Raw genomic sequence first — 25,267 nt, 5'->3', positions numbered from 1 at the left:
TAATGAGTGAGCCGACTGGTCATCGGCTGTCGCACGGAGCCGGGGTTCCCCCCGTACCTACGGCTCGTGCACCTGAGCGCGGGCGGGACACGTTCCCCCGGTCCCGCCCGCGCCCCACACTCCTCGCCCCGGTCCCACCCGGACACGACCGTCTCACCAGGACACGACGACCTTGTCGCCGTTGCGCACCTGCGCATACAGGCTCGCGATCGCCGCCTCGTCCCGGACGTTGACGCAGCCGTGCGAGGCGCCCGCGTAACCCCGGGCGGCGAAGTCCGCCGAGTAGTGCACCGCCTGGCCGCCGCTGAAGAACATGGCGTAGGGCATGGGGGAGTCGTAGAGCGTCGACACGTGGTCGCGGGACTTCCAGTAGACGGAGAAGACGCCCTCCCGCGTCGGGGTGTACTCCGAGCCGAAGCGGACGGCCATCGTCGACAGGGTCCGCCCGTCGACCATCCAGCGCAGCGTCCGGCTGGTCTTGTCGATGCACAGCACCCGGCCGCTGCGGCAGCGCGCGTCCGGCGGATCGGCCGGCTGGCCGCCCATCAGGTACAGCTCCCAGCGGCCCGGCTCGCGGGTCATCCGCCGCAGCCGCTCCCAGGTGACGGTGTCGGTCCGCCCGGTGCGCGGCAGGCCGCGCCTGCCCTGGAAGCCGCTGACCGCCCGCTCGGTGGCCCCGTCGTACGTCCCGGTCGGGCCGTCGAACAGCCAGGCGACCTGCCGCAGCCGCGCCTGGAGTTCGCGGACGTCCCGGCCCGTGTCGCCGCGCGACCACAGCACGCGGGGCGCGGCGGCCCCGGGCGTGTCCCCGGCGGGCGGGGCGGTGCTCGGCCGGCCCGCACCCTCGCCGGCGGGGCTGCGCGCGGGGGACGGTGTGCCGTCGGGCAGTTCGATGCGCACCGGCGAGCGGCCCTTGCCGTCGCCGTCGGGCGTCTGCACGGTGCAGCCGGTCAGCGCGGCCAGCACGGCGACCGCCGCCACCGTCGATCTCCCCATGCCCGTGGTACGCACACGGCCCCCCGTCGTCTCACCGGTCCGCCCGGATGTCACCTGAGATGTTCCCCGGGCGTGACCCGTCGCGAACCAGAGGGCATGGTGGTGAGCGAGGTCACTGCTTCCGGGAGGCATCCACCATGGCGCGCGAGTCGGAGTCGGGACTGCCGATCGAGCCGGTCTACGGGCCCGAGGCCCTGGACGGCTGGGACCCGGCCGAGAAGCTGGGGGAGCCGGGGGCGTACCCGTACACGCGGGGCGTGTACCCGACGATGTACACCGGCCGGCCCTGGACGATGCGCCAGTACGCCGGCTTCGGCACGGCGAGCGAGTCCAACGCGCGCTACCGGCAGCTGATCGCGCACGGCACCACCGGGCTGTCGGTCGCCTTCGACCTGCCCACGCAGATGGGCCACGACTCCGACGCGCCGCTCGCGCACGGCGAGGTCGGCAAGGTGGGCGTGGCGGTCGACTCGGTCGACGACATGCGGGTGCTGTTCGGCGGGATCCCGCTGGAGCGGGTCTCGACGTCGATGACGATCAACGCCCCGGCGGCGGTGCTGCTGTTGCTGTACCAGCTGGTCGCCGAGGAGCAGGGGGCCGGGCCCGGCCGGCTGACCGGCACCGTCCAGAACGACGTCCTGAAGGAGTACATCGCCCGCGGCACGTACATCTTCCCGCCCAAGCCGTCGCTGCGGCTGACCGCGGACATCTTCCGGTACTGCCGGGCCGAGCTGCCGCGGTGGAACACGATCTCGATCTCGGGCTACCACATGGCCGAGGCCGGGGCCTCGCCCGTGCAGGAGATCGCCTTCACGCTGGCCAACGGCATCGAGTACGTACGCACGGCGGTGGCGGCCGGGATGGACGTGGACGACTTCGCACCGCGGCTGTCGTTCTTCTTCGTCGCGCGCACCACGCTCCTGGAGGAGGTCGCCAAGTTCCGTGCCGCGCGCCGGATCTGGGCCCGGGTGATGCGCGAGGAGTTCGGGGCGCGGAACCCCAAGTCGCTGATGCTGCGCTTCCACACCCAGACCGCCGGGGTCCAGCTCACCGCCCAGCAGCCGGAGGTGAACCTGGTGCGCGTCTCCGTGCAGGCGCTGGTGGCGGTGCTGGGCGGCACCCAGTCGCTGCACACCAACTCCTTCGACGAGGCCATCGCCCTGCCCACCGACCGATCCGCCCGGCTCGCCCTGCGCACCCAGCAGGTCCTGGCCCACGAGACGGATGTGACGGCCACCGTCGACCCCTTCGCCGGCTCCTACGTCATGGAGCGGCTGACGGACGACGTGGAGGCGGCGGCGCTGGATCTGATGGGCCGGGTCGAGGAGCTGGGCGGGGCGGTCGAGGCCATCGAACGCGGTTTGCAGAAGGGCGAGATCGAGCGCAACGCCTACCGCATCGCCCAGGAGACCGACTCCGGCGAGCGGGTCGTGGTCGGTGTCAACCGCTTCCGGCTCGACGAGGAGGAGCCCTACGAGCCGCTGCGGGTCGACCCGGCCATCGAGGCCCGGCAGACCGAGCGCCTGGCCGCCCTGCGCGCCGAACGCGACCGGCGGGCCGTCACCACCGCCCTCACCGCCCTGCGCAAGGCCGCCGAGGGCGACGACAACGTCCTGTATCCGATGCGCGAGGCGCTGCGCGCCCGGGCGACGGTGGGCGAGGTGTGCGGTGCGCTCCGGGAGGTCTGGGGGGCGTACGTCCCCACGGACTCCTTCTGACCGGCGCGGGAAGCCGGGGAGCACCGGGTCTTGAATCCCGGGCTCCGTGCGACACTCCCTTCCATGTTCGGTGTCATCGATCTGCCCACCTACCTGGCGGGCCTCGTCCTGATCATCCTGCTGCCCGGTCCCAACTCCCTGTACGTGCTGTCCGTGGCCGCCCGCCGTGGCGTGCGCGCCGGGTACACCGCCGCCGCGGGCGTCTGGTGCGGGGACACGGTGCTGATGACCCTGTCCGCGGCCGGCGTCGCCTCGCTGCTGCAGGCGAACGCCGTGCTGTTCGGGATCGTGAAGTACGCGGGGGCCGGCTACCTGACCTGGCTGGCGATCGGCATGCTGCGGGCCGCCTGGGGCATGTGGCGGACGCGCGGGGAGCGGACCGCCCGTGCCGAGGACGCCGCGCCCGCGGAGGAGCGGCCCTTCCGGCGTGCCTTCGTCGTCAGCCTGTTGAACCCGAAGGCGATCCTGTTCTTCGTCGCCTTCTTCGTGCAGTTCGTGGACCCGGCGTACGCCTACCCGGCCCTGTCCTTCGTCGTCCTCGGCGTGCTCGCCCAGCTCGCCAGCGTGCTGTACCTGAGCGCACTGATCTTCGGCGGCACCCGGCTGGCCGCGGCCTTCCGCCGCCGCAGGCGTCTGTCGGCGGGGGCGACCTCGGCGGCGGGCGCGCTGTTCCTGGGGTTCGCCGTGAAGCTGTCGCTGGCGGGTTCGTGACGCCCCGCCGTCACAGGCCGAAGCGGGCCAGGTGGCCGGCGAGTCCGGCCGCCGTGTCGCCCGCCCAGCCGAGGTAGCCGTCGGGGCGGACGAGGTACAGCCCGGGTCCGTAGGGCCCGGGCGCGGGGCCCCGTACGACCCGGATCCGGGGGCCCGGGTCCGGGGCGGCCGGTGCGGCCTCGCCCAGGGCGAGCAGGGTCCAGTGCGGGCCGCGGAAGGCGTCGAAGAGCCGCACGCCCGCCACCGTCCCGTCGGGTGCGCGGTCCCCGGCGCGCAGCGGACCCGGGGCGGCGCGGGTCTCGCGGGTGAGCGTCGACTCCCGGTAGCCCAGCCCGAGTTGGCGGGTCGCGTCGCCGCGCCGGGTCTCGCCGCGGTGCACCCGCGTGGACAGCCCGAGCATCTGCGCAGCGACGGGCCGCCGCTCCTCCTCGTAGGTGTCCAGCAGGTCCGCCGACGCGCCGTCGCGCAGGACCGCGCCCAGTTTCCAGCCGAGGTTGTAGGCGTCCTGGACGCTGGTGTTGAGGCCCTGGCCGCCGGCCGGGGAGTGCACGTGGGCCGCGTCGCCGGTGAGGAAGACCCGCCCGGAGCGGAACCGGTCGGCCAGCGCCGCCCGGGGGCGGAAGTCCGAGGCCCAGCGCAGCTCCGTGACGGCCTCCGGCGCGAGGTGCGTGCGGGCGGCGACGACCTTGCGCACGCCCTCCAGGGAGAGGTCCGGGACCGTGCCCTCCGGGAACTGGGCCGTCAGCTGGAAGTCCTCGGTGCCGGCCAGCGGGCAGAGCGCGAGATAGCCGTCCGGGCCCGGCGGGAAGAGGTGCCAGTGCTCCCGGTCCAGGCCGCTGACGCGGACGTCCGCCACCAGCGTCGGCTTCGGGTCGACGGTCTCGCCGGTCATGCCGATGCCCAGCAGCCGGCGCACGGTCGAGCGGCCGCCGTCCGCGGCGACGAGGTACCGGGCGGTGAGGGCCCCGCCGGAGGCGAACTCCGCGCGGACCCCGTCGGCGTCCTGCGTCAGGCCGACGACCTCCCGGCCGAAGGCGACCTCACCCCCCAGCTCCTCCAGCCGGGCCCGCAGGATCTCCTGCGTGCGCCACTGCGGCACCATCCACGGCTCGTTGTACGGCGCGTCCTCGCTCGGCTCGGCCGGGTCGAACATCCGGTGCTCGCCCCTGCGCCTGCCGTCCTGCCAGACCATCCCGACCGGGTAGGTGCCGCCCGCCGCGCGGACGGCGTCGAGGACGCCCAGGTCGTCGAAGACCTCCATGGTGCGCGGCTGGAGCCCTTTGCCGCGTGAGCCCGGGAACAGTGCCCCGGCCCGCTCCACGACCCGTGCGGCCACGCCCCGCCGGGCGAGGTCGATGCCGAGCGCCAGCCCGGCCGGGCCCGCGCCCACCACCAGGACGTCCGTGTCCGGGACCGTATCCATGTGCCCTCACTCCTTAACGCCGTTAAGTGCTGCTGGGGCACGAGCGTGGCCTTAACGGTGTTAAGTTGTCAAGCGTGAGTACGGAACGACGCGCGCCCCTGGACCGCCGCCGGGTCGCGGACACCGCGCTGCGGCTGCTGAACGAGGTGGGCCTGGACGGCCTGACCCTGCGCGCCATCGCCCGGGAGCTGGACGTGAAGGCGCCCGCCCTCTACTGGCACTTCAAGGACAAGCAGGCGCTGCTCGACGAGATGGCGACCGAGATGTACCGCCGGATGATCGCGGGGACCGCGCTCGACCCGGCCGACACCTGGCGGGAGCGGCTGCTGAAGGCCAACCGCGGGCTGCGCACGGCGCTGCTCGGCTACCGCGACGGCGCGAAGGTGTTCAGCGGCTCGCGCTTCACCGGCATCGAGCACGCCGCGCAGATGGAGGACAACCTGCGCCTGCTCACGGCGGCCGGCTTCACGCTCCCGCAGGCGGCCCGCGCCTTCACCACGGTCTACCTGTACACGCTGGGCTTCGTCACCGAGGAGCAGGGCGTGCATCCCCTGCCGGGTGAGCGCCGCGAGGGCTACGACATGGACGAACGCGCCCGCCTGATGGCCGACTTCCCGCTGTCGGCCCGGGCGGGCGCGGAGATCTTCGAGGACTTCGACCGGCACTACGAGGAAGGGCTGGCCCTGCTGATCGACGGGATCGGGACGCGCTACGGCGTCTCATGACCCGCTGTCAGGACCGCTTCGCACGGGCCCGCCGTACGGCCCGGGTGACCACGGGCGGCAGCAGGTCCCTGACGAGCCGGCGGGCCCGGGACGGGGCGGGCCGGGCCGGACGCGCGGCACGGGCCTCGACGGCCCCGGTGGTCCCGGCGGCCCCGGGGGCGGGAGTCTGCACGGGGACGGGCGCCACGTAGTGCCGCGAGGTCGGGAAGGGCGGCGGCTCCATGCCCCGGGAGCGGGTCCGGATCAGCCGGTGCCCGGCCGCCTCCTGCACGCTCAGCCCGACGTCCGTGCGCTCGCGCAGCATCTCCAGCAGGTCCTCCTGGAGCGGCTCGGGATCGCCCCAGGTGCCGTAGAGCTTCTGCGTGCTGAGGCAGATCGGCCGCAGACCGCGGTTGAGCACCGCCTCCCAGGCGGCGACCGAGACGCCCGGCGTGTGCTCGGAGCGGAAGTCGTCGAGGACCACGACGCCCTCCGGCCGCAGGACGTCGTGGGCCGCGCCGATGTCGCCGTACACGTGCTCGTACAGGTGCGAGGCGTCGATGTGGACGAAGCGGCAGGTGCCCGGGGCGACCCTCTGCGGCACCACCGAGCTGGGGGCCGCGATCACCGTCGGCAGGCTGTCGTGGAAGGAGAGGTAGTTCCGCTCGAAGGCCTGCCGGGTCAGCGAGGCGTACGACTTCGCCGCCTCCGCCTGGTTGGCGCCGTCGGGCGCCTCGCCCTCGAACAGGTCGCAGACCGTGAACGTCTCGCCCGGCTGCAGGTGGTGGCCGAGCAGGATCGCGCTCTTGCCCAGATAGACGCCGAGTTCCAGCAGGTCGCCGCGGATCCCCTGCTCCCGCTGCCGCTCCAGGAACCAGGTGAAGAGCATCTGGTCCAGCGCCGGGAACCAGCCCGGGACGTCCGCCAGTTCACCGGGGTGCTTGTCGGTCACGTGTGCGTTGGTCATGAGACGAGCCTTCTCTGTGAGCGTTGCCCGAACCGACGGTGGGTTGAACGGCCCGTGAACAGCTCAGCGGGCCTTGGCCAGCAGCTCCCGCAGCCGTGGTGTCAGCGGCTTCTCCACATACTTGTTCAGCAACCACGCCAGCAGCAGCATTGACGCCACCGTCAGGGAGAAAGTCACCGCCGACGGCAGCCCCAGACCGCGGTGCAGGGCGTGGATCACCACCCAGCCGAGATGCTCGTGGACCAGGTAGAACGGGTACGTCAGCGCCCCCGCCACCGTCAGCCAGCGCCAGTCCGCCCGGCGCAGCCAGCCCAGCGCGATCGCCGCGACCGCCACGAAGCCGACGGTGACGACGAGCACGATGCCGAGCGAGGAGCGGTACGAGAAGCCGCCCGCCCCCGGCGCGTGCCACAGGTCCTGCACCGCGTAGTGCTGCCCGAGCAGCCAGCTCACGGCGACGATGCCCCAGCCGTAGACGTCCCGCCGGTCGAGGTGGACGAGGTAGAGCCCGACACCGCCGATGAAGAACGGGGCGTACTCGGGCATCAGGACGATGTCGAGCAGCGGCGTGTGCGCGTTGTCGGCGATCACCGCGGCCAGCGTCCAGCCCGCGCAGAACAGGATCACCCGGCGCCGGGTGGCCCCGGGCAGCACGACGCACAGCGCGAACAGCGCGTAGAAGCGGACCTCCGCCCACAGCGTCCAGCACACCCCGAGCACCCGGTCCGCGCCCAGCGGCAGCTGCAGCATGGTGAGGTTCACCAGCGCGTCGCTCGGCGAGACCGCCCGGTAGGCGACCACCGGCAGCGCGAAGACGGCCGTGACGAGCAGGACCGCCGCCCAGTAGGCGGGCAGCAGCCGGGAGGCGCGGGAGGCGAAGAACGACTTCAGCGGCCGGCCCCAGCCGCTCATGCAGATCACGAACCCGCTGATCACGAAGAACACCTGCACGCCGAGGCAGCCGTAGGCGAGGAACTCGTGCAGCGTCGGGAACTGCAGCTTGGGCGAGGAGCCCCAGGCCTCGGTGACCTCGCCGTCGCGCCCGCCGTAGTGGTACGCCGCGACCATCAGCGCGGCCACCAGCCGCAGGCCGTCGAGGGCGCGCAGCCGGCCCGCGGGCCTCTTCTCCCGGCGCCGTGGGACGGTCGTGGCGCCCGATGGTTGGACCGGCACGGTGGGGCCGGGCCGGGGCTTGGGGGTGCTGACGACCGTCTCGGTCACGCTGGAAACCTCTGTGTGGCTCGTATGTCCTCTACCTGGGCCGCCTGGGGGCGGGCAGGGCGCCTGTCACCCTAGGACGAGAGTTGACGGAATCATGTTCGATGGAGACAGGCTTCGCCCGCCGGTTTCCACGGGTTCATCTGGATGTCGCCGAGAACGGCGGCGGGGCCCGTCTTCCTCAGCGGCGCACCGCCTTGTTGCGCAGCGCCCGCGCCCGCCGGACCACCCGGCGCGCCGTGGAATTGCGCGGCAGGAACGCCAGCCGCTGCGGAATTCCGCCGGGCAGTCCGAGCGCGGTGAGGCGGCGCTTCTTGAAGTAGCGCCGGGTGCGCGGACCGAGGTGCCGGGCGAGGAACTGCTCGGCCTGGTCCCGCAGCTCCGGATAGATCTGCGGCTGCATGGTGAACCCGACGGCGGTGAGCAGGCCGGGCAGCCGCTCGGCCAGCAGGACGTCGTCCTCCGCGCCGCTCTCCAGACCGGGCAGCAGCGCGTCCGCCAGGGTGGTGGGGACGCGGTTGCTGTTCTGGTAGGGCGTCAGCCGCTCCAGCAGCAGCTCGGTGCCGATGCGGGCGACCGGCAGGTCGTAGAAGGCCGACGCCGTGAACAGGGCGGTGGAGAAGCAGCCGACGACCAGGGCGGGCCGGGCCCGGTCGAAGAGGACCTCGGCGAGGACGGGGGTGTCCAGCACGGTGAGGTCGACGCCGAGCTTCTCCGCCTCGGTCTCCAGGGCGCGGCTGTAGCGGGCCGGGGCGGTCGGGTGTGGCTTGAAGACGACCGTGCGGTGGCCGCGGGCGACGGCGCCCCGCATCATCCGCACGTGCAGGTCCTCCTCCTCCTCGGGGGAGAGGATGTTCAGCGCCGACAGGTACTGGCCGAGCAGCAGCGCCGAGTCGCCGGGCAGGGCGGGCAGGTCGGACACGGTCTCGGTGACCTCGCCCAGCACCTTCAGGAACGCGGGCGTCGAAACCAGGTGCGCCGGCACGCCGAACTCGGTCAGCAGCATCGGCGTCAGCCCCGGCACCAGGTCCAGGTGGAGCAGCCGCCCCACCCGGGTGCCGACCAGCGGGTCGAGCTTGTTGCGGGTGGGGCCGTAGCTCATCAGGCCGTCGGCGTACACGTCGATCGGGGCGTCGGTGAACAGCTGGGCCACCGTGAGGGCGGGGGCCACCTGGATGGACTCCAGGACCAGGCTGACGTGGTCGTCGCCGAGGTTCCACAGCATCCGCAGGTAGCGCTCGAAGAGCGGGATGTCGTCGGCGCGTGGGGTCCAGGCCCCGGGGTGGAAGGGGCGGATGGCCTCGTTCCAGGAGAGCACCTCGTCGAAGTGCTCGCGCAGCGGGGCGAAGCCCGGCATCTCGTCGAGCGCCGGGGTGGTCTCCGGGGTCGCGGAGTTGTTGAACACCAGCAGCACCCGGCGGTCCGGCTCCTCGAACAGGTCCGAGTCGATCGCGGCGGCCAGGGTGGCCACGCCGTACAGCGTCGAGGCGCAGAAGATCTGAGTGGTCCCGGGCATCAGGCGGCCGCTCCCGTCGTGGTCACCCGGCGGCGCAGCCGCCGCAGCTTGGACGCGCGGTCCATGTCCATGGCCTCCAGTGCGTCACGGAGCGCGTCCTGCGGCATCCGCTTGATGGCGGCCGCGCTCATCGACCGCAGCTGTCGCGCCACGGCCGGTTCGAACCTGTCTTCGTTGGAGAGGTGGTGGGCGATGATCGCGCAGTAGGTCCGCACCGCCTTGGGCAGCAGCCGGTCGGCCTCGCGGTCCGCGGCGGTCTCCTCGATCACCTGGTCGAAGGCGCGGATGAAGTCGAGCTGGCGGACGTCGCCGATCTGGGTCAGGGACGAGGCGACCCCGCGCCGGTAGAACACGCCCAGCAGGCTCACCACGGCGAACGACTCCGCCTCCCGGTGCAGCTTCCAGATCCACGGCCGGTCCTCGGCCGTGCGCAGCCCGTCGGTGAAGTGGAGCACGCCCTTGTCGACGAGGCGGCGGTGGTAGGCGCCGGCCCAGGCGTAGGCGTAGTCCACCGACGTGGAGCGGTGGGCCGGGAGGATCGCCTCGCGCGGGTCGAACGCCTCCCAGCGGCGGCCGACCGGGACCCGGTGCACCGAGCGGGCGCGGGCGGTGGCCTGCACATGGTCGGTGCGCACGAAGTCGCATCCCAACCGGTCCATGGCGGACACCAGTTCGGTGAGATAACCGGGGGCCAGCCAGTCGTCACCGTCCAGGAACGTCAGGTACTCGCCCTGCGCCGCGTCCAGGCCGGTGTTGCGGGCGGTGGCGAGGCCGCCGTTCTTCTCGTGTCGGATGTAACGCACCTGCGCGACATCCGAAAGCTCCTCGGCCGCCCGTTCGAGAATGGCCGGGGTTTCATCCTTCGAATGGTCGTCGACCAGGATGAACTCGAAATCGCGGTCGGCGTTCAGCCGAAGGCTTCTGAGGGTGTCCGGGGCATATTGCTGCACGTTGTAGAACGGCACGATCACGGAAAGCTTAGGCACCCGCAAAACGTTAGGAGCCCGCCCGGCAGCGGAACTTTCCGGTGAACGTACACCGGGTGAACTCCATGTGTCAGAACGGTGCACCCCGTGTACTTCCCGCTTTCCGGCGGGCCAGTTCGGCTTCCGGAGGGGTGTTGTTAACTTCTCGTTGAGTCGCGGTTCCGCCATACCTAGGATTCGCTTCCTAGCGTCATCGACGTGCCAGCAAGTACACCGAAGCGCCCGCGCATCGCGGTCCTCGCGGACTCCGACACCCGATGGAAATGGGGTGCGCTGACCGCGCACCGCATCGCCCCCGGGCCGTCCATGGAAACCGCAGCGCCTCAGGACGCGCAAGTCGGCCCCGTCCTCGACGGATTCCTGCTGCGCGGCCGGGCCACGCCCACCCCGCGCCAGCTCAGGGAAGTGGGCGTGCGCGCCGACTCCCTGCGGGAGGTTACCGCGGTCGAGTTCCTGCGCGTCATGGCGGAGGAGTCCTACGACGTCCTCGTGCTGTCCCTGGTGGGCGGCGGGGTGCAGGCGATGCTGCACGGCCTCAAGCACGCCTGGCACGGCCGCACTTCACGGCCCGTCGTCGTCACCGGCTACGTCGGCGTCGTCTACGAGAAGCTCGCCGACGGCCTGCTGCTGCGCCACGGCGCGGACCTCGTCCTCGCCAACTCCCGGCAGGACGCCGAGCGTTTCCGGGCCGTCTACGAAGGGGTCGGCGCCGACGCCTCCGCGGTGACGGAGGTGGCCCTGCCGTTCCTCGGCGGTGCGCCGTACGAAGGCGAGAACACCCCCTACACGGTCGTCTTCGCCGCCCAGCCCTCGGTCCCCGAGAGCCGCAAGGACCGCACCTACCTGCTCGACCGGCTGGTCGAGCACGCCCGCCGGCACCCCGAGCGCGAGGTGCTGCTGAAGCTGCGCTCCAAGCCGGGCGAACACACCACCCACATCGAGGAACTGCCCTACCAGAAGCTGATGCAGCGCCTCGACCCCCCGGCCAACTTCCGCCTGGTGTACGGCAACATGGGCGAGGTCCTGGACCGCACCGACCTGCTGGTGACGGTCAGCTCCACGGCCGCCCTGGAGTCGCTGCACCGCCGCATCCCCACGGTCGTGCTGACCGACCTCGGCATCCGCGAGTCGCTCGGCAACCACCACTTCATCGGCTCCGGCTGCCTCGCCTCCTGGGACCAGCTCGACGCCGGACACCGGCCGGTCCCCGACGAGGAGTGGGTCGCCCGGCAGGGCGTCGCAGCCGACGGCTCCTACGAGGCCGCCTTCGACGCGGCCCGCGAACGCATCGCCGAGCTGCTCGACCGGCCCGGCGGCCTGCCCCCGCTGACCCCGTACTACACCCCCGCCACCGCGCCCGGCTATCTGCCCGGGCTCCTCGCCCGCCACCACCTCGGCCCCGACGGCACGCCCCTGCCCGGCGCGCCCGCCGCCGACAAGGAGCCCGGACCGGTCCGGCAGATCGTGCGCCGGGCGGCGCGCGGCGCCTACCGGCACGGCGTGCAACGCGTGGCGCCCGTCATCCGGCGGATGGGCGAGCTGTGAGCCGCCAAGAGACCCCTGCCCGAGGAGTAGACCCGATGTCCCGACCGGAAGCCGGCCCAGGCGCCTCCGTGCGCCGCGTGCTGGCGGTGATCCCCGCCCGCGGCGGCTCCAAGGGCGTGCCCGCGAAGAACCTCCTGCCCGTCGGCGGCGTGCCGCTGGTGGCGCGGGCGGTCCGCGAGTGCCGCGCCGCGCGGCTCGTGACCGACGTCGTGGTCTCCACCGACGACCAGGCCATCGCCGCCGCCGCCCGCGAGGCCGGCGCCGAGGTCGTGCTGCGGCCCGCCGCCATCGCCGGCGACACCGCCACCTCCGAGGCCGCCGTCCTGCACGCCATGGACGCCCACGAGGCCCTGCACGGGGCGCCGGTGGACGTCGTGCTGCTCGTGCAGTGCACCAGCCCGTTCATCCTCCGCGAGGACATCGACGGGGTCGCCGGCGCGATCGTCGAGAACGGCGCCGACACCGCCGTCACCGTCGCGCCCTTCCACGGCTTCCTCTGGCGCGACGCCGACGACGAGGTCACGGCCGGTTCCGTCGCGGAGTCCGACGCCGCGACCGGCGGCGGCTACGGCGTCAACCACGACAAGTCCTTCCGGCCCCGCCGCCAGGACCGCCCCCAGGACCTGCTGGAGACCGGCGCCGCCTACGCCATGGAGGCCACCGGCTTCCGCGAGCACCGGCACCGCTTCTTCGGCCGCACCGAACTGGTCCGCACCGACCCGGCACGCGTGCTGGAGATCGACGACCCGCACGACCTCGCCCGCGCCCGGGCCCTCGCGCCGCTGTTCGACGCGGACCGCCCCGGCGCCCTCCCGACCGCCGACGACATCGACGCGGTCGTCCTCGACTTCGACGGCACCCAGACCGACGACCGGGTGCTCGTCGACTCCGACGGACGGGAGTTCGTCTCCGTGCACCGCGGGGACGGACTCGGCATCGCCGCCCTGCGCAGGAGCGGCCTGAAGATGCTGATCCTGTCCACGGAACAGAACCCTGTGGTCGCCGCCCGAGCCCGGAAGCTCAAGCTCCCGGTGCTGCACGGCATCGACCGCAAGGACCTCGCGCTGAAGCAGTGGTGCGAGGAGCAGGGCATCGCGCCGGAGCGCGTGCTCTACGTCGGCAACGACGTCAATGACCTCCCGTGCTTCGCCCTCGTCGGCTGGCCCGTGGCGGTCGCGAGCGCCCACGACGTCGTGCGCGGCGCCGCACGCGCGGTCACCACCGTCCCCGGTGGCGACGGCGCGATCCGAGAGATCGCCAGCTGGATCCTCGGCCCCTCTCTCGATTCCCTCACCAAGTAAGGACATCTCCTGCCATGAGCACCAACTCCCGTATCCGCCAGTTCGGTTCGCGCGAGGTCGGCCCGGGCCGTCCGGTCTACGTCTGCGGTGAGATCGGCATCAACCACAACGGCGAGCTGGAGAACGCCTTCAAGCTGATCGACGCCGCCGCCGAGGCCGGCTGCGACGCCGTCAAGTTCCAGAAGCGCACCCCCGAGATCTGCACGCCGCGCGACCAGTGGGACATCGAGCGCGACACCCCCTGGGGCCGGATGACCTACATCGACTACCGCCACCGCGTGGAGTTCGGTGAGGACGAGTACCGCGCCATCGACGACTACTGCAAGTCCAAGAACATCGACTGGTTCGCCTCCCCGTGGGACACCGAGGCCGTCGCCTTCCTGGAGAAGTTCGACGTGCCCGCCCACAAGGTGGCCTCCGCCTCCCTCACCGACGACGAGCTGCTGCGCGCCCTGCGCGCCACCGGCCGCGCGGTGATCCTCTCCACCGGCATGTCGACGCCGAAGCAGATCCGCCACGCGGTGGAGGTCCTCGGCTCGGACAACATCCTGATGTGCCACGCCACGTCGACCTACCCGGCCAAGGCCGAGGAGCTCAACCTGCGCGTGATCAACACCCTGCAGCAGGAGTACCCGAACGTCCCGATCGGCTACTCCGGCCACGAGACCGGCCTGCAGACCACCCTCGCCGCGGTCGCCCTCGGCGCCACCTTCGTCGAGCGCCACATCACCCTCGACCGCGCCATGTGGGGCTCGGACCAGGCCGCCTCCGTCGAGCCGCAGGGCCTGACCCGCCTGGTGCGCGACATCCGCACCATCGAGGCCTCCCTCGGCGACGGCGTCAAGAAGGTCTACGAGTCCGAGCTGGGCCCGATGAAGAAGCTGCGCCGCGTCGCCGGCGTGGTCGCCGAGGCGGAGATCGCCGACGCCGCGGGCGAGCCGGTCGGCGTCTGAGCGCACCACCCCCACCACCCCCCTTACGACGGGACGGTCGTACGTCGATGAGCCCCCGCGCCGGGAACGCCGGCCCCCACACTCTCGCCTTCGTCGAGAGCCCGGTACAGCTGCTGAACGTGCTGGAGTGGGCGCACGCGCACGCCCCCGGCGCGGGGCTCACCCTCGTGGTGCTGTCCCCCGTCGACCCGATGACGCGCGGCCAGCTGCGGCGGATGTCCGACCTGGCCCGCGACGAGGGGCACGAGGTCCGCTGGGAGGAGGCGCGCGGCGGTCCGCTGGCGCCCTTCCAGACCATCGGCGGCCTGGCCGGCCTGCTCCGCAGGGCGCGCCGCGTCGTGCTGGGGGACCCCTTCTCCCGCTACGTCCAGCTGCTGCTGACGATCACCCGCGCCCGTGACCTGGCCGTCGTCGACGACGGCACGGCCACGATGGAGTTCGTCGGGCAGCTGGCCCGGGGCGAACGCCTGGTGCGCTGGCACCGCAAGGGCGGCCGCCCCGGCCCGCGGGACGTCCTCTTCGCGCCGGTGTCCGCCTCGGCGCGCCGCCGCCTGACCCCGGGGGACGGCCGGCAGGTCGAGATCTTCTCCTCCATGCCGATGGACGAGACCCCGGCGGGCGTGACGGTCCGGGCCAACGCCTTCGCCTGGACCCGGGCCCGCTTCGGCCCGCCGCGCCTGACCAAGGGCGCGGACATGGTGGGCACGTCCCTGGTGGAGACGGGCGTGGTGGACGACGGCCGCTACCTTCAGGCCGTCCGCGCCCTGGCCAAGGCCCACGGCGCCACGCGCTACTTCGCCCACCGCCGTGAGAGCACCGACAAGCTGCACCGGCTGGCGGTCGAGACGGGCCTGGAGATCGTCCGCCCCGAGCTTCCGCTGGAACTGATCGCCCGCCGCGGCCCCATCGGCCGCACCATCCTCAGCTTCCCCTCCACGGTGGTCCACACCCTCCCGCTGGCCCTGTCCGGCACGGAGGTCCGCGTCGCCGTCTGCGACATCGACCCGGCCTGGCTGACCGACCACGCCTCCCCCCGCGCCCAGGGCTTCCTCTCCGGCGTCACGGGCTCGGCCCGCGAGACCCACGGCCTGACGACGGCGGCCCCGGCAGGCCCCGAGCCCTCCACCGCCCCGCCCCCTCCGGCCGCCCCGCCGGCCCCGGCGCCCTTCACGGCCGTACCGCACCTCACGACGGGCACGGCGGGCGCGACGGGTGCGGCGGGCGCGGTGGCCGCGGGGTAAAACGGCGACGGCCTGCCCCGCCCGGCGGCGCGGGCCCGCCGGCCGGCCCCCTCCGGCACCCCTGATCCCGCCGGCCGGCCACCTCTCGGCACCCGTGATCCCGCCGGTGACGCCGTCCACGAAGTGCGACCGCCACCACCACCCCGGTCCCGCCGCCCGGCCAGGGCTGCCGCTGGCCCGTTCCGCCGCCCGGCTGCGGCCGCCGCCGAGGCGGTTCCGCCGTCCGGCCACGGCCGCCGCAGTCGCAGGTGGGTCCGACCTGCTCGCGGGCCGCGGGCTGCGGGCCGCCGCACCGCCGCGGACCTCGCGGCCGAGGGGGCGCGGGTCTCCCGCGATCCCCCCGGGGTCCGGGACGGGATCCCGGGACGGCCGGGCCGGGTGACCACCGGCCGTAGGGCCCGTTCGGTTCAAGCCCTCGGGGGCGCGGCCCCGTCGGCCGCCGACCCCGGCTTGCGGGCCAGCAGGAACGCGCGGGGCAGTTTCTCCTCGTCCTCGGGCTCCCGTACGACCCGGGCGTAGAGGTCGAGCCCCGCCTGCCGCAGGCGGCCGGCCACCGACTCCGGGGTGCGCCAGTAGTAGTCGAGCGAGATCTCCTGCCCGAAGCGCTCCGTCAGGCGCCGGTGCCCGTCCGCCGTGCCGGACTGGAAGGCGAGCAGGACGGGCGCGCCCGGCACCAGGACGCGGTGGAACTCGGCGAAGACCGACGGCAGGTGGGCGTCGGGCACATGGATGATCGAGTAGAGCGCGACGACGCCCCCGAGCGACGCGTCCGGCAGGTCCAGCGCGGTCATCGAACCGACGTGGAACCGCAGCTCCGGGTGCGCCCGGCGGGCCAGGGCCACCATGCGGGGCGAGAGGTCCACCCCGAACACCGGCAGCCCCAGGTCGCGCAGCCGGGCCGTCACATACCCGGGGCCGCTGCCGAGGTCGGCCACCGGGGGCCGCGCGGATCCCCCGACCGCACCGGCCAGTGCCGCGAACGCCGTGAGCAGCGCGCTCTCCAGCGGTCTGCCGGCCAGGCTGTCCGGGTGCTCGGCGGCATAGGCCTCGGCGACGGCGTCGTAGGAGGCCCGTGTCGGGGCGAGGAACTCGGGGCTGTCGGCGCGCACGGGGCGCACCCTATCGGCGCACGCGTCCGCCAGATGAACGCGCCCGTGTTCGGCGCGCAGGGCGTGGTATCCGTGAAGGAGGATGGATGGATACCGAAGCACCGAGTCGGGTGTGGCCGAAGTCACAACCAGTGGTCGCGGCCGCCGACTCGGCCTGAAAGGCGGGCGAGTTTACCCATCTCAGTCGATAGCTATGCGGCCGGCAGTCATATTTTCTTCCCCTAACGGGTTGAAGTTTTGTTGATCCAGGGTCGGGCGCCCACCCCGGCGCCCTACCCTTCAGAGGGTGAAGCCACTGATGTCACTGGAGTCCGAGGTCGACCTTCCCGCGGGAGCCGTGCTTCCCGGCGCGCTTCCCGAGGCCCTGCGCGCCGAGCTCATCGCGTTCCGGCGCGATCTGCACATGCACCCGGAGCTCGGCAACCAGGAGTTCCGCACGACCGCGGCCATCAAGGAACGGCTGGAGAAGGCCGGCCTCAAGCCGCGCGTCCTCCCCGTCGGGACCGGGCTCGTCTGTGACATCGGCGTCCCGGGCGAGCAGTGGGAAGGGGGTCCCAGCATGCTCGCCCTGCGGGCCGACATCGACGGCCTGCCCATCCCGGACACCAAGACCGACTGCGCGTACCGCTCGACCGTGCCCGACCGCGCGCACGCCTGCGGTCACGACGTGCACACCACCGTCGTCCTCGGCGCCGGCCTGGTCCTCGCGGAGCTGCACAAGCGGGGCCAGTTGCCCCGCCCCGTCCGGCTCGTCTTCCAGCCGGCCGAGGAAGTGCTGCCCGGCGGAGCCGCCGACGCCATCAAGGGCGGCGCGCTGGAAGGCGTCGGCGCGATCATCGCCGTGCACTGCGACCCCCGCGTGGACGCCGGGAAGATCGGGCTCCGGGAAGGCCCCATCACCTCCGCCTGCGACCGGCTGGAGATCGGCCTTGACGGCCCGGGCGGCCACACCGCTCGTCCGCACCTGACGACCGACCTGGTCACCGCGGCGGCCCGGGTGGTCACCGACGTGCCCGCCCTGGTCGGCCGGCGCTTCGACACCCGCAGCGGGCTCGCCATCACCTGGGGCCGCATCGAGTCCGGACACGCACCGAACGTCATCCCGCAGCACGCCGAGCTCTCCGGCACCGTGCGCTGCCTCGACATCGAGGCGTGGCGGCAGGCCCCCGACGTGGTCGTCGCGGCGATCGACGAGATCGCCAACCTGCACCGCGCCAAGTCGGAGATCAACTACGTGCGCGGCGTCCCGCCCGTCGTCAACGAGCCCGGTGTGACCGAGCTGCTGCGCGACGCGATGATCGCCCGGCGCGGGGTCGACTCCGTCGTGGGCACCGAGCAGAGCCTCGGCGGTGAGGACTTCTCCTGGTACCTGGAGCACGTCCCCGGCGCGATGGCCCGCCTGGGCGTCCGCACCCCCGGCGAACGCCAGATCCGCGACCTCCACCAGGGCGACTTCGACGTCGACGAATCGGCCATCACCGTGGGCGTCGAACTCTTCACGGCGGCAGCTCTGGTCAACGGCCTGCGGTGAACCCCGTCAGGGGCGCGGGGAACCGCGCGACGAGCCACGGCGGCGCCGCGCCGGGATGACGCCCGCGCCGCCCCCCGCGGCGGCCCCCGGTTGCGAGCGGCGCAACCCGGGGGCAGCCTGGTGCGCGTGACCAGCAGGCACGCGCCGGGTCCCCGAGTACACCTTTCGACCCCGTTCGATCCCGTGGTTCACAAGGGCGTAACCGGCCATCGGCACGAATGGATAACGGCCCCGCGGCGACCCGTTCCCAGGAGTGTCTACGCGCGTTAATGTGCGCCGAACTGAGCACCCGCTGCGGAGCTTCGGAGAATGGGGAACTTCAGATGCGTCGGATTTCGAAACTGACCCGCGTCGCGGTGGGGGTCGCGTCGCTGGGGCTCGTCGCCACGGCTTGTGGCGGCACCAGCAGTGACAGCGGCGACAGCGACAGCAGCGACCGCGGCGTCGCCATCGCCTACGACGTCGGCGGCAAGGGTGACCAGTCCTTCAACGACGCCGCCTACGCCGGCCTGACGAAGGCCAAGGACGAGTTCGGCTACAAGACGGCCGACATCGAGCCCACCGAGGGCGAGACGGACGCCGACAAGGAGCAGCGCCTCGCCTCGCTGGCCAAGCAGGGCTACAACCCGGTCATCGGCGTCGGCTTCGCCTACGGCCCGGCCATGAAGGCGGTGGCCTCCAAGTACCCGAAGACCACCTTCGGCATCGTGGACTCGGTCGTCGAGGGCAAGAACGTCGCCTCCCTCGTCTTCGCCGAGGAGCAGGCCTCCTACCTCGCCGGTGTCGCCGCCGCCAAGGCCACCAAGAGCGACGTCGTCGGCTTCGTGGGCGGTGTGGACATCCCGCTGATCCACAAGTTCGAGGCCGGCTACAAGCAGGGCGTCCAGGACACCAAGCCCGGTGTGAAGGTGCTGTCGCAGTACCTGACCCAGACGGCCGAGGAGGGCGGCTTCTCCAGCCCCGACAAGGGCAAGGCCGCCGCCGAGGGCCAGATCGAGAAGAAGGCCGACGTGCTCTACGCGGCCGCCGGCCTGTCCGGGCAGGGCGTGATCGAGGCCGCCGCCAAGGCGAAGGTCTGGGCGATCGGCGTCGACTCCGACCAGTACAAGCAGGCCGCTCTCGCGCCGTACAAGAACTACATCCTCACCTCCGCGCTCAAGGACGTCGGCGGAGCGGTCTACGCGCTGGCCAAGTCGGTCAAGGACGGCAAGCCGCTGACCGGCACGCAGACCTTCGACCTGAAGGTCGACGGCGTCGGCCTGTCGGAGTCGAACCCCGAGTTCGCCAAGGTCGCGGGCCTCAAGGAGGCCGTGGACAAGGCGAAGCAGGGCATCAACGACGGCTCCATCACGGTGAAGACCGAGTAGCTCGGCCCGCACAGGGCACCAGGACGGGCGGGCACCTCAGGGTGTCCGCCCGTTCCGCGTTTCCCGGGCGCGCGGATCACCCAGCGCCACCTCCTGTTTGCGGTCGGCAACACCCGGGCCAAGGCCCGGTGATGGCTAGGCCACGGGCCTATAACAAGGTGGACAGAAGGGGTTTTCAGGCCGGTCTACGCGCGTTAATCTGCGGCGAAGCCAGCGCTGAAGCTGAACCGTCCCGGCGCTGTGCGACCTCGGTTGTACGACAGGAGCACCCACACATGCGCCGGATTTCCCGGATCACGGTCGCAGGCGCAGCGACCGCCTCCCTGGCCCTCGCGCTCTCCGCCTGCGGCGGCACCTCGACCTCCGCCGGGTCGTCGGACTCGAAGGGCGACAAGGGCCTCGCCATCGCGTACGACGTCGGCGGCAAGGGCGACCAGTCCTTCAACGACGCCGCGTACGCGGGCCTGGAGCAGGCGAAGAAGGAGTTCGGGTACCAGACGGCCGACGTGGAGCCCACCGAGGGCGAGACGGACGCCGACAAGGAGCAGCGCCTCGCCTCGCTGGCGAAGCAGGGCTACAACCCGGTCATCGGCGTCGGCTACGCGTACGCCGCGGCCATCAAGGGTGCCTCCGAGAAGTTCCCGGACACCACCTTCGGCATCGTCGACGACGCCACCATCAACTCCAAGAACGTCGCCGACCTGGTCTTCAGCGAGGAGCAGGCCTCCTACCTGGCCGGTGTCGCCGCCGCCAAGAGCACCAAGTCGAACGTCGTCGGCTTCGTCGGCGGTGTGGACATCCCGCTCATCCACAAGTTCCAGGCGGGCTTCGAGCAGGGCGTCAAGGACACGAACCCGAAGGTCAAGGTCCTCTCCCAGTACCTGACCCAGACGGCGGAGGAGGGCGGCTTCTCCAGCCCCGACAAGGGCAAGACGGCCGCCGAGGGCCAGATCGAGAAGAAGGCCGACGTGGTCTACGCGGCCGCCGGCCTGTCCGGTCAGGGCGTGATCGAGGCCGCCGCCGCCAACAAGGTGTGGGCCATCGGCGTCGACTCCGACCAGTACCAGCAGGAAGCCCTCGCCAAGTACAAGGACTCGATCCTGACCTCGGCGATGAAGGACGTCGCCAAGGCGGTGTACAACCTGGCGAAGTCGGTCGAGGACGGCAAGCCCGAGACCGGTATCGTTCGTGGCGATCTGAAGACCGGCGAGGTGAGCCTGTCGAACTCCAACCCGAAGTTCGCGGACGACGCCGAGCTCCAGGAAGCCATCAAGACGGCCAAGGAGAAGATCATCAGCGGCGAGATCAAGGTCAAGAGCAGCTGACGAGTGACTGCCTCGAAGCAGGCGGTAACCCCCGGGGTTACGTCCGCTCGACGGGGTACGGGGAGCCGCTCCTCGTACCCCGTTGCCGCGGGGCGTCGGCCCCTTTGTATGCCGTAGGGGCGCTACGCGCGTAGACGGCCCCCGTCCCCAGGAGAGTGCGCCATCAACGCGTCCAGCAGCCCTCCGGCCGGAGCGGCGGTCAACGAATCGGTGACCGCTGTCGAGCTCGCCGGGATCACCAAGCGTTTCCCCGGTGTCGTGGCCAACCACGACATCCACCTCACCGTCCGCAAGGGCACCGTGCACGCCCTCGTCGGCGAGAACGGCGCCGGCAAGTCGACCCTGATGAAGATCCTCTACGGCATGCAGAAGCCGGACGAGGGCACCATCGCCGTCGACGGGCAGCAGGTCGCCTTCTCGTCCCCGGCCGACGCCATCGCCCGCGGCATCGGCATGGTCCACCAGCACTTCATGCTCGCCGACAACCTCACGGTCCTGGAGAATGTGGTCCTCGGCAGCGAGAAGCTCCACGGCATCGGCGCCAAGGCCCGCCGCAGGATCAAGGAACTCTCCGAGCGCTACGGCCTCGACGTCGAGCCCGACCTGCTGGTCGAGGAACTCGGCGTCGCCGCCCGCCAGCGTGTGGAGATCCTCAAGGTCCTCTACCGCGGCGCCACCACCCTCATCCTGGACGAGCCGACCGCCGTGCTCGTGCCCCAGGAGGTCGACGCCCTCTTCGCCAACCTGCGCGAACTGAAGTCCGAGGGCCTGTCGGTCATCTTCATCTCGCACAAGCTCGGCGAGGTCCTCTCCGTCGCCGACGAGATCACCGTCATCCGCCGCGGCACCACCGTCGGCACCGCCGTCCCGGCCGAGACCACCCCGCGCCAGCTCGCCGAGATGATGGTCGGCAGCGAGCTGCCCACGCCCGAGACGGCCGAGTCCACGGTCACCGACCGCCCGGTCATCAGCGTCGAGAAGCTGCACCTGGCGGCCCCCGGCGGCAAGGCCCTCCTCGACGACATCACCTTCACCATCCACGCGGGCGAGGTCCTCGGCATCGCCGGCGTCGAGGGAAACGGCCAGACCGAGCTGGTCGACGCGCTGATCGGCCTGCGGGCCGCCGACTCCGGCACCATCCGGCTCGCCGACGAGGAGATCACCTCCTGGCCGACCCGCAGGCGCCGCGAGCAGGGCATCGGCTACATCCCCGAGGACCGCCACCGCCACGGCCTGCTGCTGGAGGCGCCCCTCTGGGAGAACCGCATCCTCGGCCACGTCACCGAGAAGCCCCTGGCCAAGGGCGTCTGGCTGGACCCGAAGGCGGCCCAGGAGGACACCCGCCGGATCGTCACCGAGTACGACGTCCGCACGCCCGGCATCGACGTCACCGCGGCCTCCCTGTCCGGCGGCAACCAGCAGAAGCTGATCGTCGGCCGCGAGATGAGCCACAAGCCGCGCTTCCTCATCGCCGCCCACCCCACCCGCGGCGTGGACGTCGGCGCGCAGGCGGCCATCTGGGACCACATCCGCGAGGCCCGCCGCGAGGGCCTGGCCGTGCTGCTGATCTCCGCCGACCTGGACGAGCTGATCGGCCTGTCCGACACGCTGCGCGTGATCTACAACGGCAAGCTGGTCGCGGACGCCGACCCGGCCACCATCACCCCCGAGGAGCTCGGCTCGGCCATGACCGGCGCCGCCACCGGACACCTCGAACACGACGAGACCGCCGACGAGACCCCCGAGACCCCGGCGAAGGCCCCCGAGCCGTCCGAGTCTCCGGAAGACGAGGCCCGCTGATGAAGAAGTTCGACAAGGAGCGCGTGCTCCTCGCGGTGGCCGGACCGGTCATCGCGCTCGCCGTGGCCTTCGTCCTGAGCGCGATCGTGCTGATCGCGTCGGGCAAGAGCCCGGTCGAGCCCTTCGCCCTGATGTTCGAGCAGATCGGCTTCTCGGACATCCAGGTGCTGGTCATCAACCAGGCGTCGATGTACTACATCGCGGCGCTCGCGGTGGCCATCGGCTTCCGGATGAACCTGTTCAACATCGGCGTCGACGGCCAGTACCAGCTCGGCGCCATGATGGCCGCCATCGTCGGCGCCCACATGAACCTGCCGGCCGCCCTGCAGATCCCGCTGCTGCTCCTGACGGCCGTCCTCACCGGCGCCTTCTGGTCCGGCATCGCCGGTGTCCTCAAGGTCACCCGCGGCGTCAGCGAGGTCGTCGCCACGATCATGCTCAACGCGATCGCCACCTCCGTGATCGCCTACCTGTGGCTGCCGGACGTCTTCGGCGTGAAGGTCGGCAACAACAACACCACCGGCGAGATGTACGAGTCCGGCTGGATCCCCGGCATCCCCATGGGCGCCGCGGGCGAGATCTACGGACTGGTGCTGCTCGCCGTGCTGCTCGGCATCGGCTACTGGGTCGTCCTCAACCGCACCCGCTTCGGCTTCGACCTGCGCGCCTCCGGCGCCTCGCAGACCGCCGCCGCGGCCAGCGGTGTGGACCCCAGGCGCATGGTGCTCAGCGCCATGCTGATCTCCGGCGGCATCGCGGGCCTGGCCGGCCTGCCGATCCTGCTCGGCGACACCCACACCTACAGCCTGAACTTCCCCACCGGGATCGGCTTCCTCGGCATCGGCATCGCCCTGCTCGGCCGCAACAGCCCCGTCGGCATCGCCTTCGCGGCCCTGCTGTGGGCCTGGCTCGACAAGGCCTCGCCCGAGCTGGACTTCCACGGCTACGACAAGGAGATCGCGGTCATCATGCAGGGCCTGATCGTCCTCTCGGTCGTCGTCTCCTACGAGGCCGTCCGCGAATGGGGCCTGCGCCGCCAGCAGCGCCGCGTCGGCGCCGAACTGGCCGCCGGTCACGTCCTCGGCGCCCACAACACCACGAAGGAGGTGGCTGGCCGATGACCGCTCCTACCTCGGCGACCGACGTCAACCAGCCCACGCTGCAGCCCGCGGCGCCGACCGGCCGCCGCCTGTCGTGGCCCGTCCTGCTGCTGATCATCGCCGGCGGACTGGCGCTCACCTCGATCGTCCGCCTCATCACCGGCGCCGACGGCATCACCAACGTCAGCCAGATGTCCACCGCGCTCCAGCTCGCCGTGCCGATCGGCCTCGCCGGTCTGGGCGGCCTGTGGGCCGAGCGCGCGGGCGTGGTCAACATCGGCCTCGAGGGCATGATGATCCTCGGCACCTGGTTCGGCGCCTGGGCCGGCTTCCAGTGGGGCCCGTGGACCGGTGTCCTGGTCGGCATCCTCGGCGGCGCGATCGGCGGCCTGCTGCACGCCTTCGTCACCGTCACCTTCAACGTCAACCACATCGTCTCCGGTGTGGCGATCAACATCCTCGCCCTCGGCGCCACCCGCTACCTCGCGCCCCTCGCCTTCGAGGGACACACCGGCGGCTCCGCCAAGCAGTCCCCGGCGGTGGACTCCCTCGGCCACTTCACGGTGCCCGGGCTGTCCGACGCCCTGCGGGACCTGAACAACCAGGGCTGGTTCTTCGTCTCCGACATCGCCGGCCTGCTCGGCGGCCTGGTCACCAACGTCTCCTGGCTGACCCTGCTGGCCGTCGCGCTGGTCCCCGCCACCTGGTGGATCCTGTGGCGCACGGCCTTCGGCCTGCGGCTGCGCTCCTGCGGTGAGAACCCGGTCGCCGCCGAGTCCCTGGGCGTGAACGTCTACAAGTACAAGTACATCGCCGTCGTCGTCTCCGGCGGACTGGCCGGTCTCGGCGGTGCCTTCCTGTCCATCGTGGCCAACCCCTTCTACCTGGAGGGCCAGGTCAGCGGCCGCGGCTTCATCGGACTCGCGGCGATGATCTTCGGCAACTGGATGCCGGGCGGCCTCGCCCTGGGCGCCGGCCTGTTCGGCTACACCGACAGCCTCAACCTGCGCGGCGGCTCCGCCAACGTGCACGCCCTGCTGCTGCTCGGCGCGCTGCTGCTGATCATCGGCGTGATCTGGCTGGTGGTCCGCAAGAAGTACGTCCCCGCCGTGATCACCGCAGTCGTCGCCGCCCTGGTGTTCGCCTGGTACGCCTCCACCGACGAAGTCCCCAACCAGGTCGTCTCCGCCACGCCGTACGTCATCACCCTGGTGGTCCTCGCGCTGTCCGCCCAGCGGCTGCGCATGCCGAAGGCGGACGGACTGCCGTACCGGAAGGGACAGGGCAAGTGACCGACGCCCGCCCGGCCGTGGACTGGGAGCGGCTGCGGGAGGTGGCCCGGCAGGCCATGTCCCGGGCCTACGCCCCGTACTCCGGCTACCCGGTCGGCGTGGCGGCCCTGGTCGACGACGGCCGGATCATCTCCGGCTGCAACGTCGAGAACGCCTCGTACGGGATCGGCCTGTGCGCCGAGTGCGGCCTGGTCTCCGAGCTGCACAACACCGGCGGCGGCCGGCTGACGCACTTCGCCTGCGTCGACCGCGACGGCGCGCCGCTCGTCCCGTGCGGCCGATGCCGCCAGCTGCTGTACGAGTTCGGCGGCCCGGACCTCCTGCTGGAGACCCCGGAGGGGATCCTGCCGCTGTCGGAGATGCTGCCGCAGGCCTTCGGGCCGGGCCACCTCAGCAAGTAACTCCCGTGCGGCCCTCCTGAGTCGATCAGGGGGGCCGTACGGCTTGTGGAACCCTCGGAAGGA

The 25,267-nt window shown here is 72.0% G+C and carries 21 protein-coding genes; 14 read left to right on the top strand and 7 right to left on the bottom strand.

Going from position 1 to position 25,267, the window contains the following annotated elements; translation table 11 throughout:
• Positions 1-153 precede the first annotated feature (153 nt).
• Positions 154-996 (bottom strand): L,D-transpeptidase family protein, encoded by an 843-nt coding sequence (locus ACIGAN_RS33395; protein ID WP_399863140.1) that lies wholly within the window; start codon positions 994-996, stop codon positions 154-156.
• A 137-nt stretch (positions 997-1,133) separates the two neighbouring features.
• Here ACIGAN_RS33395 and ACIGAN_RS33390 point away from each other — a divergent pair, with 137 nt between their 5' ends.
• Positions 1,134-2,714, top strand: a complete 1,581-nt coding sequence (locus tag ACIGAN_RS33390) for a methylmalonyl-CoA mutase (RefSeq protein WP_399863138.1) — start codon at positions 1,134-1,136, stop codon at positions 2,712-2,714.
• 63 nt (positions 2,715-2,777) lie between these two features.
• Positions 2,778-3,425, top strand: coding sequence for a leucine efflux protein LeuE (gene leuE, locus ACIGAN_RS33385; RefSeq protein WP_365087368.1), 648 nt, complete (start codon positions 2,778-2,780; stop codon positions 3,423-3,425).
• Between the two features lie 10 nt (positions 3,426-3,435).
• On the opposite strand, the gene ACIGAN_RS33380 is transcribed toward leuE, so the two are convergent.
• Positions 3,436-4,848, bottom strand: coding sequence for an FAD-dependent oxidoreductase (locus ACIGAN_RS33380; RefSeq protein ID WP_399863136.1), 1,413 nt, complete (start codon positions 4,846-4,848; stop codon positions 3,436-3,438).
• A gap of 74 nt (positions 4,849-4,922) precedes the next feature.
• On the opposite strand from ACIGAN_RS33380, the gene ACIGAN_RS33375 reads away from it, so the two are divergent.
• Positions 4,923-5,573: a TetR/AcrR family transcriptional regulator C-terminal domain-containing protein gene (locus tag ACIGAN_RS33375; protein WP_399863134.1), complete on the top strand. Its 651-nt coding sequence runs from the start codon at positions 4,923-4,925 to the stop codon at positions 5,571-5,573.
• A gap of 7 nt (positions 5,574-5,580) precedes the next feature.
• On the opposite strand, the gene ACIGAN_RS33370 is transcribed toward ACIGAN_RS33375, so the two are convergent.
• The 4 genes from ACIGAN_RS33370 to ACIGAN_RS33355 form a co-directional block, all read right to left on the bottom strand.
• On the bottom strand, positions 5,581-6,519 hold the full coding sequence (locus tag ACIGAN_RS33370) for a class I SAM-dependent methyltransferase (protein WP_399863132.1): 939 nt from the start codon (positions 6,517-6,519) through the stop codon (positions 5,581-5,583).
• 63 nt (positions 6,520-6,582) lie between these two features.
• The gene (locus ACIGAN_RS33365) at positions 6,583-7,740 is read right to left on the bottom strand and encodes an acyltransferase family protein (protein ID WP_399863130.1); all 1,158 of its coding nucleotides are present in this window, start codon (positions 7,738-7,740) and stop codon (positions 6,583-6,585) included.
• Positions 7,741-7,918: 178 nt separating this feature from the next.
• Positions 7,919-9,253, bottom strand: a complete 1,335-nt coding sequence (locus ACIGAN_RS33360) for an alpha-2,8-polysialyltransferase family protein (protein WP_399863127.1) — start codon at positions 9,251-9,253, stop codon at positions 7,919-7,921.
• Positions 9,253-10,239 carry a glycosyltransferase family 2 protein gene (locus ACIGAN_RS33355; protein WP_365087355.1) on the bottom strand — a complete coding sequence of 329 codons (987 nt, stop codon included), beginning with the start codon at positions 10,237-10,239 and terminating at the stop codon, positions 9,253-9,255. The genes ACIGAN_RS33360 and ACIGAN_RS33355 overlap by 1 nt, the downstream gene beginning before the upstream one ends.
• 198 nt (positions 10,240-10,437) lie before the next feature.
• On the opposite strand from ACIGAN_RS33355, the gene ACIGAN_RS33350 reads away from it, so the two are divergent.
• The 4 genes from ACIGAN_RS33350 to ACIGAN_RS33335 are packed head-to-tail and all read left to right on the top strand — an operon-like array spanning position 10,438 to position 15,279.
• Positions 10,438-11,784: a DUF6716 putative glycosyltransferase gene (locus ACIGAN_RS33350; protein ID WP_399863124.1), complete on the top strand. Its 1,347-nt coding sequence runs from the start codon at positions 10,438-10,440 to the stop codon at positions 11,782-11,784.
• A gap of 35 nt (positions 11,785-11,819) precedes the next feature.
• On the top strand, positions 11,820-13,085 hold the full coding sequence (locus tag ACIGAN_RS33345) for a cytidylyltransferase domain-containing protein (protein ID WP_399863122.1): 1,266 nt from the start codon (positions 11,820-11,822) through the stop codon (positions 13,083-13,085).
• A gap of 14 nt (positions 13,086-13,099) precedes the next feature.
• Complete coding sequence (locus ACIGAN_RS33340; RefSeq protein WP_311680053.1) at positions 13,100-14,038, top strand: N-acetylneuraminate synthase family protein; 939 nt, start codon at positions 13,100-13,102, stop codon at positions 14,036-14,038.
• Positions 14,039-14,085: 47 nt separating this feature from the next.
• Complete coding sequence (locus ACIGAN_RS33335; protein WP_399863119.1) at positions 14,086-15,279, top strand: hypothetical protein; 1,194 nt, start codon at positions 14,086-14,088, stop codon at positions 15,277-15,279.
• Positions 15,280-15,686: 407 nt separating this feature from the next.
• Here the strand turns inward: ACIGAN_RS33335 and ACIGAN_RS33330 are convergent, their stop codons facing one another.
• Positions 15,687-16,388 carry a class I SAM-dependent DNA methyltransferase gene (locus ACIGAN_RS33330; RefSeq protein ID WP_399863117.1) on the bottom strand — a complete coding sequence of 234 codons (702 nt, stop codon included), beginning with the start codon at positions 16,386-16,388 and terminating at the stop codon, positions 15,687-15,689.
• Positions 16,389-16,686: 298 nt separating this feature from the next.
• Between ACIGAN_RS33330 and ACIGAN_RS33325 the strand changes: the two genes are divergently transcribed.
• The 7 genes from ACIGAN_RS33325 (at position 16,687) to ACIGAN_RS33295 (ending at position 25,204) form a co-directional block, all read left to right on the top strand.
• Entirely contained in the window at positions 16,687-17,919 is a 1,233-nt protein-coding gene (locus ACIGAN_RS33325) for a M20 family metallopeptidase (protein ID WP_365087482.1), read from the top strand.
• Positions 17,920-18,242: 323 nt separating this feature from the next.
• Positions 18,243-19,286 carry a BMP family lipoprotein gene (locus ACIGAN_RS33320; RefSeq protein ID WP_365735429.1) on the top strand — a complete coding sequence of 348 codons (1,044 nt, stop codon included), beginning with the start codon at positions 18,243-18,245 and terminating at the stop codon, positions 19,284-19,286.
• A gap of 275 nt (positions 19,287-19,561) precedes the next feature.
• The gene (locus ACIGAN_RS33315) at positions 19,562-20,611 is read left to right on the top strand and encodes a BMP family lipoprotein (RefSeq protein WP_094054953.1); all 1,050 of its coding nucleotides are present in this window, start codon (positions 19,562-19,564) and stop codon (positions 20,609-20,611) included.
• A gap of 210 nt (positions 20,612-20,821) precedes the next feature.
• Complete coding sequence (locus ACIGAN_RS33310) at positions 20,822-22,411, top strand: ABC transporter ATP-binding protein (RefSeq protein ID WP_365087342.1); 1,590 nt, start codon at positions 20,822-20,824, stop codon at positions 22,409-22,411.
• Positions 22,411-23,532 carry an ABC transporter permease gene (locus ACIGAN_RS33305; RefSeq protein WP_365087340.1) on the top strand — a complete coding sequence of 374 codons (1,122 nt, stop codon included), beginning with the start codon at positions 22,411-22,413 and terminating at the stop codon, positions 23,530-23,532. Before ACIGAN_RS33310 ends, ACIGAN_RS33305 begins: the two co-directional genes overlap by 1 nt.
• Positions 23,529-24,803, top strand: coding sequence for an ABC transporter permease (locus ACIGAN_RS33300; RefSeq protein WP_399863112.1), 1,275 nt, complete (start codon positions 23,529-23,531; stop codon positions 24,801-24,803). The genes ACIGAN_RS33305 and ACIGAN_RS33300 overlap by 4 nt, the downstream gene beginning before the upstream one ends.
• On the top strand, positions 24,800-25,204 hold the full coding sequence (locus tag ACIGAN_RS33295; protein ID WP_399863109.1) for a cytidine deaminase: 405 nt from the start codon (positions 24,800-24,802) through the stop codon (positions 25,202-25,204). The genes ACIGAN_RS33300 and ACIGAN_RS33295 overlap by 4 nt, the downstream gene beginning before the upstream one ends.
• Positions 25,205-25,267: the final 63 nt, after the last annotated feature.

This window comes from Streptomyces sp. NPDC085931, from assembly GCF_044540565.1.
In the GTDB taxonomy this organism is placed as follows: domain Bacteria; phylum Actinomycetota; class Actinomycetes; order Streptomycetales; family Streptomycetaceae; genus Streptomyces.
Note: the sequence above shows the minus strand (reverse complement) of the source record. Positions and strands in the feature narration are given on the sequence as shown.